This is a genomic window from Streptomyces sp. NPDC056161 (assembly GCF_042268025.1).
Taxonomy (GTDB): Bacteria; Actinomycetota; Actinomycetes; order Streptomycetales; family Streptomycetaceae; genus Streptomyces.
This window is the reverse complement of the sequence record NZ_JBHJUV010000011.1, coordinates 148935-161666: the sequence shown is the minus strand read 5'-3', so window position 1 is coordinate 161666 and position 12732 is coordinate 148935. Positions and strand designations below refer to the sequence as shown.

General features: G+C 71.1%; 10 protein-coding genes. 4 read left to right on the top strand and 6 right to left on the bottom strand.

Annotation, left to right across the window (positions count from 1 at the left end; genetic code table 11):
* Positions 1-110: 110 nt before the first annotated feature.
* From ACFC09_RS13060 to ACFC09_RS13050, 3 genes are read right to left on the bottom strand one after another with little or no spacing between them, the layout of a single operon-like run.
* A complete protein-coding gene (locus ACFC09_RS13060; protein ID WP_376526675.1) occupies positions 111-860 on the bottom strand; it encodes a succinate dehydrogenase/fumarate reductase iron-sulfur subunit in 750 nt (249 codons plus the stop codon).
* Positions 857-2815 (bottom strand): fumarate reductase/succinate dehydrogenase flavoprotein subunit, encoded by a 1959-nt coding sequence (locus ACFC09_RS13055; RefSeq protein WP_376526672.1) that lies wholly within the window; start codon positions 2813-2815, stop codon positions 857-859. The genes ACFC09_RS13060 and ACFC09_RS13055 overlap by 4 nt, the downstream gene beginning before the upstream one ends.
* Position 2816: 1 nt before the next feature.
* Entirely contained in the window at positions 2817-3488 is a 672-nt protein-coding gene (locus ACFC09_RS13050; protein ID WP_376526804.1) for a succinate dehydrogenase, read from the bottom strand.
* Between the two features lie 119 nt (positions 3489-3607).
* Between ACFC09_RS13050 and ACFC09_RS13045 the strand changes: the two genes are divergently transcribed.
* A complete protein-coding gene (locus tag ACFC09_RS13045) occupies positions 3608-4495 on the top strand; it encodes a LysR family transcriptional regulator (RefSeq protein ID WP_376526669.1) in 888 nt (295 codons plus the stop codon).
* A 220-nt stretch (positions 4496-4715) separates the two neighbouring features.
* On the opposite strand, the gene ACFC09_RS13040 is transcribed toward ACFC09_RS13045, so the two are convergent.
* Both ACFC09_RS13040 and ACFC09_RS13035 read right to left on the bottom strand, forming a co-directional pair.
* A complete protein-coding gene (locus tag ACFC09_RS13040; protein WP_376526666.1) occupies positions 4716-6860 on the bottom strand; it encodes a putative bifunctional diguanylate cyclase/phosphodiesterase in 2145 nt (714 codons plus the stop codon).
* Positions 6857-7672: an SAM-dependent methyltransferase gene (locus tag ACFC09_RS13035; protein ID WP_376526664.1), complete on the bottom strand. Its 816-nt coding sequence runs from the start codon at positions 7670-7672 to the stop codon at positions 6857-6859. Before ACFC09_RS13035 ends, ACFC09_RS13040 begins: the two co-directional genes overlap by 4 nt.
* A gap of 1682 nt (positions 7673-9354) precedes the next feature.
* On the opposite strand from ACFC09_RS13035, the gene ACFC09_RS13030 reads away from it, so the two are divergent.
* Complete coding sequence (locus tag ACFC09_RS13030) at positions 9355-10119, top strand: hypothetical protein (RefSeq protein ID WP_376526802.1); 765 nt, start codon at positions 9355-9357, stop codon at positions 10117-10119.
* Between the two features lie 252 nt (positions 10120-10371).
* A complete protein-coding gene (locus ACFC09_RS13025) occupies positions 10372-10944 on the top strand; it encodes a hypothetical protein (RefSeq protein WP_376526661.1) in 573 nt (190 codons plus the stop codon).
* A gap of 175 nt (positions 10945-11119) precedes the next feature.
* Here ACFC09_RS13025 and ACFC09_RS13020 read toward each other — a convergent pair whose 3' ends face one another.
* A complete protein-coding gene (locus ACFC09_RS13020) occupies positions 11120-11704 on the bottom strand; it encodes a hypothetical protein (protein WP_376526658.1) in 585 nt (194 codons plus the stop codon).
* Between the two features lie 334 nt (positions 11705-12038).
* Between ACFC09_RS13020 and ACFC09_RS13015 the strand changes: the two genes are divergently transcribed.
* The gene (locus ACFC09_RS13015; RefSeq protein ID WP_376526655.1) at positions 12039-12710 is read left to right on the top strand and encodes a class F sortase; all 672 of its coding nucleotides are present in this window, start codon (positions 12039-12041) and stop codon (positions 12708-12710) included.
* The last annotated feature ends 22 nt before the right edge of the window (positions 12711-12732 follow it).

The following is a 12732-nucleotide window of genomic DNA, read 5'->3' as shown; positions in this document are numbered from 1 at the left end:
CACCCGAACGCCCCCCAAGGGGCGCGGGGAACTGCGCGACCAGCCACCCCTCACCCGCACCCGACCGCCGTCAACAAGAACAACGCACCCCGACGGCCCAACCCAAGCGGTCAGCGCCGCGTGGACTTGCGCACAGCCCGCAGCCACTCCCGGTTCATGCCGGTGATGGACATCAGCGGGATCCCCTTCGGGCACGCGGTGGCGCATTCCCCGGTGAGGGTGCAGCCGCCGAAGCCCTCCTCGTCCATCTGCGCCACCATGTCCAGCACCCGCGTCTCCCGCTCGGGCGCGCCCTGCGGCAGCACGTTCAGGTGATTGATCTTCGCGGACGTGAACAGCATCGCGGCACCGTTCGGGCACGCGGCCACGCACGCCCCGCACCCGATGCACTCCGCGTGCTCGAAGGCGAAGTCGGCGTCCGGCTTGGGCACCGGGGCGGCGTGGGCCTCGGGGGCGGCTCCCGTGGGCGCGGTGATGTAGCCGCCGGCCTGGATGATCCGGTCGAACGCCGACCGGTCCACCACCAGGTCCTTGATCACCGGGAAGGCCGAGGCCCGCCACGGTTCGATGTCGATCGTGTCGCCGTCCTCGAAGGACCGCATGTGCAACTGGCAGGTGGTGGTGCGCTCGGGGCCGTGCGCGTCCCCGTTGATCACCAGGCTGCACGCGCCGCAGATGCCCTCGCGGCAGTCGTGGTCGAAGGCGACCGGGTCCTCGCCCTTGAGGATGAGTTCCTCGTTGAGCGTGTCCAGCATCTCCAGGAAGGACATGTCGGAGGAGATCCCGTCCACCTCGTAGGTGGACATGGCGCCTTCGGCGTCGGCGTTCGGCTGTCGCCAGACGCGCAGGGTGAGCTTCATGCGTAGCTCCGCTGAGTGGGGTGGACGTACTCGAAGACCAGGTCTTCCTTGTGCAGGACGGGCGCCTCGCCGGTGCCGTTGAACTCCCAGGCGGCCGCGTACGAGTACTCCTCGTCCTTGCGGGCCGCCTCGCCGTCGGGCGTCTGGGACTCCTCACGGAAGTGGCCGCCGCAGGACTCGTCGCGGTGCAGGGCGTCGAGGCACATCAGCTCGGCCAGTTCCAGGTAGTCGACGATGCGGTTGGCCTTCTCCAGCGACTGGTTGAGTTCCTCGCCGGTGCCGGGCACCTTGATGCGCCGCCAGAACTCCTCCCGGATCTGCGGGATGCGCTCCAGCGCCTTGCGCAGTCCGGCGTCCGTACGCGCCATGCCGCAGAACTCCCACATGAGTTCGCCGACTTCGCGGTGGAAGGAGTCGGGGGTGCGGTCGCCGTCGACGGCGAGCAACTGTCCGAGCCGGCTCTCGGTCTCCGTGACGACCTCCCGCACCGCCGGGTGATCGGCGGTGACCGCCTCCTGGTGCGGGTTGCGGGCCAGGTAGTCGTTGATGGTGGCCGGCAGCACGAAGTACCCGTCGGCCAGCCCCTGCATCAGCGCCGACGCGCCGAGCCGGTTGGCGCCGTGGTCGGAGAAGTTGGCCTCGCCGATCGCGAACAGGCCGGGGATCGACGTCTGCAGGTCGTAGTCGACCCACAGGCCGCCCATGGTGTAGTGCACGGCCGGGTAGATGCGCATCGGCACCTGGTAGGGATCCTCGTCGGTGATCCGCTGGTACATGTCGAAGAGGTTGCCGTACTTCGCCTCGACCGCCTTGCGGCCCATCCGCTGGATCGCCTCGGCGAAGTCCAGGTAGACGCCCTGCCCGCCGGGGCCCACTCCCCTGCCCTCGTCGCAGACGTTCTTGGCGGCGCGGGAGGCGATGTCGCGCGGGACCAGGTTGCCGAAGGACGGGTAGATGCGCTCCAGGTAGTAGTCGCGCTCGTCCTCGGGGATCTGGTTCGGCGCCCGGGTGTCGCCCTTGGCCTTCGGCACCCAGATCCGGCCGTCGTTGCGCAGCGACTCGCTCATCAGGGTGAGCTTGGACTGGTGGTCACCGGTGCGCGGGATGCAGGTGGGGTGGATCTGGGTGAAGCACGGATTGGCGAAGTACGCGCCCCGGCGGTGGGCCCGCCAGATCGCGGTGGCGTTGGAGTTCATGGCGTTCGTCGACAGGTAGAAGACGTTGCCGTAACCGCCGCTCGCCAGGACGACGGCGTCGGCGACGTACGTGTCGATCCTGCCCGTGATCAGGTCACGGGCCACGATCCCGCGGGCCCGCCCGTCGATGACGATCAGGTCGAGCATCTCGGTGCGCGGGTGCATCTCCACGGTGCCGGCGGCGATCTGCCGGGACAGCGCCTGGTAGGCGCCGAGCAGCAACTGCTGCCCGGTCTGGCCGCGGGCGTAGAACGTGCGGGAGACCTGGACGCCGCCGAAGGAGCGGGTGTCGAGCAGGCCGCCGTACTCGCGCGCGAACGGCACGCCCTGCGCCACGCACTGGTCGATGATCTCCACGGAGATCTCGGCCAGCCGGTGGACGTTGGACTCGCGGGCACGGAAGTCGCCGCCCTTGACGGTGTCGTAGAACAGCCGGTGGATCGAGTCGCCGTCGTTGCGGTAGTTCTTCGCGGCGTTGATGCCGCCCTGGGCGGCGATGGAGTGGGCGCGGCGCGGGGAGTCCTGGTAGCAGAACTGGACGACGTGGTAGCCCTGTTCGGCGAGCGTGGCCCCGGCGGAGCCGCCGGCGAGGCCGGTGCCGACGACGATGACCGTGTGCTTGCGCCGGTTGGCCGGGTTGACCAGCTTGGCCTCGAAGCGGCGCCGGTCCCAGCGCTCCGCGATCGGCCCGTCCGGGGCCCGGGTGTCGGCGACCGGCTCGCCGGTCGCGTAGTCCGTGTATGCGGTGGGGATTGTCATGTCAGCTCACCACTCCGGTCATGACGCCCACGGGTACGGCGATGAAACCGGCCGTGAGCAGCAGCGCGAGTACGTTGGCGACGGTCTTCAGGGCACGGTCGCGGGTGCGGCTGCCGGCGCCGAGGGTCTGGGCCGCGCTCCAGAAGCCGTGCTGGACGTGCAGGCCGAGCGCGAGCATCGCGACGATGTAGATGACGTTGCCGTACCAGGTGGAGAAGGTGTCGACGACGTTCTGGTAGGGGTGGCCCGGCTGGAATCCGCCGGAGTGCACGGTGCCGGTGGTCAGGTCCAGGATGTGCCACACGATGAACAGGCCGAGGATGATCCCGCCCCAGCGCATGGTGCGCGTGGCGTAGCTCGCCCGGGGCTTCTTGTGCACGTACTTGCTCGGGCGTGCCTTGAGGTCGCGGCGGCTGAGCTGGTAGGCGGAGACGGCGTGCGCGACGACGGCGACGACGAGTACGACGCGGATGACCCAGAGCGTCCACTCGTAGTGCATGAAGGGCTCGCCGATGGTGCGCAGCCAGTGTGCGTAGTCGTTGAAGGTACCCGCCCCGAAGAAGATCTTCAGGTTGCCGTACATGTGCACGACCAGGTACAGCAGCATGATCAGGCCGCTGACCGCCATCACGGTCTTCTTGCCGACGGAGCTGTCCCACATCGTGCGCGCCATGGACGGCCGCCGGTCCGTCCGCGTTGCCAGTGCCATGGCCTGCACGCTAGGGCCCGGGCCACCCATCGGTCCAAGACATGGTCCAGCTTGTTTCCATAGGCAGGGACTATGCTGGTCGGGTGCAGTTCCAGCAGCTCCAGTACTTCGTGGCGGTCGCCGAGACCCGGCACTTCACCCGGGCCGCGGAGCTGGTCCATGTCGCCCAGCCGTCGCTGTCCCAGCAGATCAGGGCGCTGGAGCGGGAGCTGGGCGCGGATCTGTTCCTGCGGGCCCGGGGCAACATCACACTCACCGACGCCGGCGAGGCGCTGCTGCCGCTGGCCCGGCGGATCCTGGCCGATGCGGACACCGCCCGGCACGAGGTGCAGGAACTGGTGCAGCTGCGCAGCGGGCGCGTGCGGCTGGGCGCCACGCCGAGCGTGTGCACGGGCCTGCTCCCGGACGTCCTGCGCGCCTTCCACGACCGGTATCCCGGCATCCGGCTGCTGATCGAGGAGGGCGGCTCCCACGACCTCGTACGGGAGCTGGCGCGCGGCGCGCTCGACCTGGCCCTGGTCGTGCTGCCGCTGCCGACGCCGTCGCCCGCCCTGACCACGGTGGAGCTGCTGCGCGAGGACCTGGTGGTGGTGTCCTCACCGGAGGCTGAGCCCCCGAGCCGCGACGGGCGCCGGCACGTCCGGATCTCCGATCTGGAGGGCGCGCGGCTCGTGATGTTCCGGCACGGCTACGACCTGCGGGAGCTGACCGTCGCCGCGTGTCGCGCCGAGGGCTTCGAGCCGGACTTCGCGGTGGAGGGCGGCGAGATGGACGCGGTGCTCGGCTTCGTACGGGCCGGGCTGGGGGTGGCCGTGGTGCCGCGTATGGTCGCCACGCGGTCGGGGCGGGGGTTGCGGGTCACCGCGTTGGCTCGGCCGGGGCTGTACCGGACGATCGCGCTTGCACATCGTAGTGACGTGGCGCCGCCGCGGGCCGCTCGGGAGTTGCAGCGGATGTTGCTTGAGCGATGACGGTGGCTGCGCCGCTTTTGCAGGGGGTGGTGCGGGGGTTGAGTGCGGGGGCGGTTCGGGGTGGATTTCTGGGGTTTGTGTCCGGGGTGCGGGTTGGGGGTGGTTGGTCGCGCAGTTCCCCGCGCCCCTTTGGGAGGCGTTTGCCCGTGCGGTGTCGGGAAGTGCGGGTCGAGAGTGGCTGGTCGCGGAGTTCCCCGCGCCCCTGGGAGGGGCGCGGGGGTCAGGCTGTTGCGTCCACCAGGGCCAGGTGGTGGAGGCGGTCGGGGGGGCCGGGGCGGGCGTAGTACCAGCCCTGGGCCGTGTCGCAGCCCAGTATGCGTAGTTGTTCGGCCTGGGCGCCGGTCTCCACGCCCTCCACGGTGACCGCCAGGTCCAGGCTGTGCGCCAGTGAGACGATCCCCTCGACGATCTTGAGGTCCACGGGGTCGGCCGGGAACTGCTGCATGCTCTGGGTGAAGGAGCGGTCCAGTTTGAGGATGCTCACCGGCAGGCGGCGCAGGTTGGCCAGGTTGGAGTAGCCGGTGCCGAAGTCGTCCAGGGCGATGTCGACGCCCATCTCGGCGAGCCGGCGCAGCGGCTTGAGCAGGTCGTCGTCGGCGCCGATCAGCGCGGACTCGGTGACCTCCAGGCACAGCGCGTCCGGGGTGACGCCCGTGCGTTCCAGGATCTCGACCGTGTCCTGGACCAGCCCGGGATGGCTGAGCTGGCAGGGCGAGAGATTGACGTTGATGCGCAGCGGGCCGGTCGGCGTGTGCTCGCCGTACCTCTCCCGCCAGTCACGGGCCTGCCGCACCGACTGTTCCAGGACCCAGCGGCCCAGCGGGACGATCAGCCCGGTGTGCTCGGCGAGCGGAATGAACCGGTCGGGGCCGAGGACGCCGTGCTGCGGGTGCAGCCAGCGCACCAGCGCCTCGGCACCGCGGACGCTGCCGTCACCGAGGTGCACCAGCGGCTGGTACTCGATGAAGAACTCGCCGCGCTCCAGGGCCGTGGGCAGCGCCGTGGTCAGCCCGTGCCGGGTGATGGCGCGCGCATCGGCCTCCGGGTCGGCCAGTTCGGAGCGGTTGCCGCCCGCCGACTTGGCCCGGTACATGGTGATGTCGGCGCTGCGCAGTACCTCCGCCGCGGTGCGTTCGCCCGCCGGGCCCTCGACGATGCCGATGCTGCCGCGCACGAGGAGTTCACGGCCGTCCACGCTGACCGGGGTGACGAGCGCGCTCATGATGCGCTCCGCCAGTTCGTCGACCTCGCGCTCGGTGCCGGGTCCGGTGGTCAGCGCCACGAACTCGTCGCCGCCGAGCCGGGCGACCATCTCGCCGGGCGCGGTGGCGCATGCCTGGAGCCGGTCGGCGACCTCGACGAGCAGCCGGTCGCCGGCCGCGTGGCCGAGGCTGTCGTTGATGGTCTTGAAGCCGTCCAGGTCCAGATAGCACAGGCCGAAGCGCTGGCCCTCGCCCGCGGCGAGCACCTTCTCCAGACGTTCGAAGAACAGGGTGCGGTTGGGCAGCCCGGTGAGCGCGTCGTGCGTGGCCTCGTACCGCAGCCGGAGGTTCAGCAGCCGCCGCTCGGTGGTGTCCTCCATGAGGGCGAGCTGGTACTGCGGGTTGCCGTCGGCGTCACGCAGCAGGGAGACCGTGAGATTGGTCCACAGCACCGTTCCGTCGGTGCGGTTGAAGGCTTTCTCCACGTGGTAGTGCTCACGCTCGCCGCGCACGAGTTCGTCGTAGAGCCGCCAGGTGTGCGGCGCGTCCTCGGGGTGGGTCCACTCCAGCACCCGGCGACCGCGCAACGACTGCTCGGAGAGCCCGAACATGCGCATCAGCGCCTCGTTGACCTGGAGCACCCGGCCGTCGAGGTCGGCGATGCCGATCCCTATGGCGGCGCCCTCGAACACCGCACGGAAACGGGCCTCGCTGGCGTGCAGTGCCTGCGCCACCACGCCCTGTGCCTGCAACGCGGCCCGGCCGATGGCCTCCTGCTCGGCCAGGGTCCGCTCGCGCAGCGCCTGCGCGAATCCGGCCGCCATGGCGTGCTGCAACCGTGAGCAGCGCATCCGCAGTTCCTCCTGCGGGCCGTTCTCGCCGCAGTAGAGCACCAGGTAGGCGTCGACGCAGTCCAGGGTGCGGCTGAGTGCCTCCGGGTCGGTGCAGTGCGCGTCGATCAGCGCGGCACCGACCGCCTTGCCCTCCTCCGCGTCGAAGCCGTGCTGCCGCAGCGCCCCGCTCAGCCGGCGTGCGAGCGGCAGGAGCCTTTCCTCCAGCTCCGGCCGGGTCAGCGACGTCGAGGTCACCGGGAACACGGCCCGGCTCCAGATGGTCGCGAACCGCTGCAGTCTGTCCTCCGGCCCGTCCGGCTCCGCGGTCACGCCGTACGCCCCACGCCGGCGAACCCGGAGAAGGCGAACGGATCCTCGTCGTCCGGCTCCGACTCCTCCGGGCGCCAGCGCGGCATCGCCACCATTCCGGGTTCCACCATGTCGTACCCCTCGAAGAACCGCGCGATCTCGTCGCGCGAGCGCATGATCAGCGGGTTGCGAATGTCCCTGTACACGTCGACCGCACCCTGGGCCCGTTCCGGCGGCAGCGGCATTCCCTCGTACGAGGCGTGCGTGAGGATCAGCAGGCTGCCCGGCGCGAGTGCCTCGCGCAGTTCGGCCACCGCTCCATAGGGGTCGTCCGCGTCTTCCACGAAGTGCAGTATGGCAACGAGCAGCAGCGCCACTGGCCGATTCAGGTCGATGAGCCGCCGGATCTCCGGGCTCGCAAGGATCTCCTGGGGCTTGCGGAGGTCCGCGGCGACGACGCCCGCGTCCTCTTCGCCCGCCAGCACCGTCTGACTGTGCGCCACCGCCACCGGGTCGTGGTCGACGTACACCACGCGGGCGTCGGGCCGGGCTCTCCTGGCCACCTCGTGGACGCTGCCGAACGTGGGGATGCCGGAGCCGATGTCGAGGAACTGCGTGACGCCCTCCCCGGCCGCGAAACGCACGGCACGACGCATGAACGCCCGGTTCGCCTGCATGATCTTCGGGAGTCCCGGCAGGAACTCCATGGCCTTGCGGGCCGCCTGCCGGTCGACCTCGAAGTTGTACGAACCGCCCAGGTAGAAGTCGTGGATGCGCGCAACGCTCGGCACCGAGATGTCGATGCTCCGTGGGGCCCAGGCGGGACGCTCCATCTATCGCTCCAAGGCGTAGGCGATCCGGTGTTCGAGCAGAGGCTACTGATCGTCCGCCAATGGAGCGACCCGAAACGGAAATTGACCGTCCGTTCCCGGTCACTGCCTGCGGCACGTGCCGGAACGGTGCCGCAGCGTGAGCACACGGGCACACAACGGCCCGCCCCTTCGGTGCTCAGGGGACGAACCCGTGGCCGCAGGACTGGTTGCCGCACGTCCGGCCCGCACTTGGCCTCGTCCGCCGTTCCGGGGTGGTCCTATGCCGGCTGGGGGCGGGGCGGTCGGCCCCGGAGATGCGGTCCCTGTTTCGGCGCGCGGACCGGCTTGCCGTCGGGCGCGCCGGAGCACACGGAGTACCAGGTGCCGTCGACGTCCTGCCCGTTGGCTTCGCTCGGGGCCGGTCACCCGCAGAGGTGTGGATCGACCGGCGGTCGACGGCCTTCTGTTGGAAGCCGTCAGTCCGGGTGAAGCCCATCAGGACCTTCTGTTGTACGCCCTTGGTGTCGCCGGCCTTCACCGGAACGGCCACCGGCCGCTTCTCCGGGCAGTCGCCGGTGCGGTGCGAGACGGGCTGCGGCCAGGCCCTGTCCTTCACGGTCCTTCATGGTCCTGGTGGTGCCAATGGTCGTTCGTGGTCCTGGTGGTGCCGATGGTCATTCGTGGACCTTCATGAAGGGGTGGACCGTGCCGCGCGCCGTCGTCGGTGCCGGCACCGCGGCGGCCGGCGTCGGTGATGAGGCGGTCCGCCAGGAGGTCTGTATCCTCGCCCCCCCCGAACTCCCCATGGCCACAATGGTGTTGTGGCGACTGCCGGGCCGGTGTACGACGCTGGGTACGGACCCGCCGGGGCGCCGTGCCCAACCGCCCCGAAGCCCGGTCCGCGCCCCGCGCGCGGGTGGGCCCGTCCGCCGGAAACCAGGATCCCCCCGTTCAAACCCCCCGAGGGCCACAGTCCCTCGATCGGGCCAATCCGCGCTCTCTTCGGCGTGGCCAGGGGCCGAACGACCCATGATCTCGGTCGTGCATGGACCCGAAGCGACCCGAATCCCGCCCGTCGTACGGGTGTTGGCTCTGGTGACGCTGGTGTGGACCCTCGTGGGCTGTCCGGTCGGCACGGCCAGGGCCGACGCCTGCGCGTACGCCTCGACGGGCCCGGACGGCACGGTGGCGGTGGCCGTCGCGGGCGGCTCCTGGCCGACGCCGCCGCACTGCCCGAAGCCCACGCACCCGCCGTGCCCGACGCCCACACCCACCCCGACACCGCCCCCACCGCCCCCTCCCCCGCCACCGCCGCCTCCGAAGCCCACACCCACACCCACACCGAAACCCAAGCCGACACCGAAGCCGACGCCACCGCCGAGGCCGAAGCCCGTGCCACCGCCGCGCGCCGTGCCGCCCGCTCCGGCCCCGCCGCGTCCGGCCCCCCGGCCGGCGCCGCCCCGCACACCGCCTCCGGCGCCCAAGCCGTCGCCCAAGCCCAGTCCACGGCCTTCCACGACCCCGGTCACCTATCCGAGCTACCACCCGCGGCCGACCGGCTCCCCGGCGCCCAACCGGACCTCACCGGTCACCTACGTCCTGCTCATCACCATCCCCGCGATCGTCGCCGTCGCCGCGCTGCGTCCCCGCTGACGTGCCACGGCACGCCGACGCATCGATTCACCCGTCCCTGGAGGCATCTGTTGTCGGATTGGCTTGTTCTCGTCCTCGCGATGCTGGGCGCGTGCGCCGTGGTGGTCGCGGTCACCGTGGTAAGGAACCGCGCCGCCTCGGACGACGACGACCCCAGCGAGACCCCCGACGTCATCGAGTACATGACGATGTGGATCGGCGTCGTCTACGCCATCGTGCTGGGCCTGGCCATCGCCGGGGTCTGGGAGGCGCGCAGCGCGGCGCAGGACCACGTGCAGGCGGAGGCCCAGGCACTGCACGAGATCTCGGAACGGGTGCGGGTCTATCCACCCGACGTCCGTGACGGAATTCGGGCGGATGTCAACGCCTATGTCGGACACGTCGTACACACCGAGTGGAAGACGATGGCGGAGGACCAACGCCTCACCGACACCGGCACCCAACTGCTCGCACGCGTCCGCCGCGACGTCACCGACTACCAGCCCAAGACGGACTTCGAGGCGCAGGCGTACCAACCGCTCCTCGATCAGGTGGCGGCCGCGGACCAGGCGCGCAGCGCCCGTGCCGACGCCACGGGGGCGACCATGCCCGGCGTGGTGTGGTTCGGGCTGGTCTTCGGGGCCGTGATCACCGTCGGCATGATCTTCGCCCTGCAGATCAGACGCACCACGCGGGAACTCGTCCTCGGCGGGCTGTTCTCCGCCACCATCGCGTTCATGCTCTTCCTGATCTGGGTCTTCGACGCCCCCTACAGTCGGGGCATGGACGCGACCGCGCAGCCGTTCCTGGACCTCTTCCCGAACATCAAGGGCTGACCGTCCGGCAGGTCCGAGAGGCGCCGGGCGGTCCTGCGCCGACCGGTCGAGGGGGGATGTGCGCGCCGCGCCGCGCGCGTCCCCCGTCCGCAGCAGCGCGGTCGCCCGACCGGCCGACACGGTTAACCCGTTCGCGCTACTGCGTTCGCGCGCCTGCGCCACTCTTCCTAGCGTTCCGGACATCGAGGTGCACGCACGGCGCAAGCGGCAGAAGGTCCGCGGGCTGCTCCTCGGGGACCGGAGGAAACATCCATGTGCGCGATACGCGTCGCTTCGGCCGCACTGCTGGGCGCCGCCGCCCTCGCTCTGGGCGCGCCCGCCGCCGTGGCGGAGGACGGCGGCAAGCACGCCGGCGCGCCCTTCGGCTTCGGGGTCGAGCCGTCCACCATCACGGCGGGCAGCAAGCTCACTCTGCGCCTGGCCCGCAACGACGGCTGCAAGGGCGGCGCCACGGTCACCTCGGACGTCTTCGAGACGGTCCGCATCCCGTCGGGCCGGTCGTCGGCCACGACCACGATCGACGCGCACGCCCAGTCCGGCTCGTCGTACCGGGTGACCTTCGACTGCGACGGCACGAGCGGCTCGACGGACCTGCGGGTCGCGGACGGCCGTGGCGACGGCGGCCGGGACTCCGGGACGGCGCAGGAGTCGCGCGGGGACGGCCACTCCTCGGACGCGACGGTCCCGGGCGCGGTGCAGGCCGGCGACGGCGGCAGCCTGGCCGGGTTCGACCTCGGGGAGATCGGCCTCGGCACGGTGCTGATCGCCGGTTCGCTCGGCACGGCCTACCGGATCGCCCGCCGCACCACCCGTGACGATGCCTGACCGGGCGTCGGCGGCGACGCCCGGGCGAGAACCGGCGACGGCACCTGAGCGCCCGGCCGCCCGCCCGCGCTCCCGGGCCTCCGCCCCGATCCGGTACGGGATGCGGGGCGGAGGTCCGGCCGGATGCGCTCCGCTTCGGCGCGCGGCAGCCGTCCGGCACGGGCGGGTCGCCGGGTCAGACCCGCTTCTCGAACCGGCGGCGCACCCAGACCACGCTGCCGCCGACCACGGCCGCCGCCACCAGGCCGCCGCCGATGGCCATGTCGGTGGGCGTGGCCCCTGAGGTGCTGGAGCCGCCGAGGCCGCCGTGGACCGGGCCCGGCCTGTTTCCGTTCCCGGGCCGGATGCCTTCGCGGCCGTTGCCCGGCCGGATGCCCTCGCGGCCGTTGCCCGGCAGGAAGCCACCGCCCGGACCGACCCCGCCGGGAAAGAATCCGCCGCCGGGAAAGACCCCACCGCCCGGATAGAACCCACCGCCGGCGAAGCCCCCGCCACCCGGGTAGACCCCACCGCCGACAAAGCCTCCGCCGCCGGGAAAGACCCCGCCACCCCCCACGACGCCACCTGGGCCGATTCCGCCGCCCGGCACGACGCCGCCCGGGGCCACCCCGGTGCCGGGGGCGATGCCGGTTCCGCCTACACCGCCGGTGTTGCTCGGTCCGCCCCCGTTGCCCACGCTGTCCGCGACGGCCGTGGGGGCGGCGAGCCCAAGGGCGGCGACGGCGATTGCCGTGGCCGCCAGGGCGCGAGTGTTACCCATGTGATCCTCCGCGAGAGGCACCCCGGGACCCGTCCCCGGTCGATCGGCGAAAAAGCACCTCCGGAGTCGACCTTCAGATGTGCGGAACACGCCCGCATGTCGAGAATGGTCCATCCCGGTGATCGGACACGGTGAACGATAAGCGCATAATCGGATGTTGTCGCAGGTCACAGACCGTCAGAAAATTTCCTGTCGGCCGCAACTCGGATGGCGCACCGAAGGACCTTCCGGCCACCCGTTCGCCGCTTTCCCCGTCGCCGCGCGTGTGCGCGGGACTTAGCGTTCTCGTATGCGCGAATGACACGGCGACGGCCGTGTCGAAAGGGGATGGCGAATGTCTGCGTTCGAGCTGTCCGAGCTTTCCGAAGGGGAGGAACGGCGGAAGAAGCGCGCTCCGTGGGGCGTGATAGCGCTTGTTCTGCTGACCGGCCTCGCGCTGATTCGGAACGGGTCAGGGGAGTTCGACGTCGGACCGCCGCAACCCGCGCAGGCCGCGGCCGTCGACCGGCCGGTGCCCGGTGCCACCTTCGCCCCCGCGCCGACGTCGCTGCCGTTCTCCGAGGCGGAGCGGATCACGATCCCCGCGATCCGGGTGAACGCCCCGGTCGTGCCGGTCGGTCTGGACGGCGACGGCTGGGTCGCCGCACCGCCACCGGAGAACCCGAATCTGGCCGGCTGGTTCAACGGCGCCGTCTCGCCCGGCGAAAAGGGAACGTCCGTGGTCGTCGGGCATGTGGACAACAAGGCGGGGCCCGCGGTCTTCTACGGACTCGGGTCCCTGAAGAAAGGGCATCACGTCGAGATCCGGCGCAAGGACGGGAAAACGGCGGTCTTCGAGGTCTACGGCGTCGAGGTCTTCTCGAAGAACAGTTTCCCCAGCGACCGGGTCTACGGTTCCAAAGGCACCCCCGAACTGCGCGTCATCACCTGCGGGGGCGGTTTCTCCAAGCAGAACGGCTACGAGGGGAACGTGGTCGTCTTCGCCCGCCTGGTCGAGGTCCACTGAGCGGTCCCGGCCGGGCGGGCGG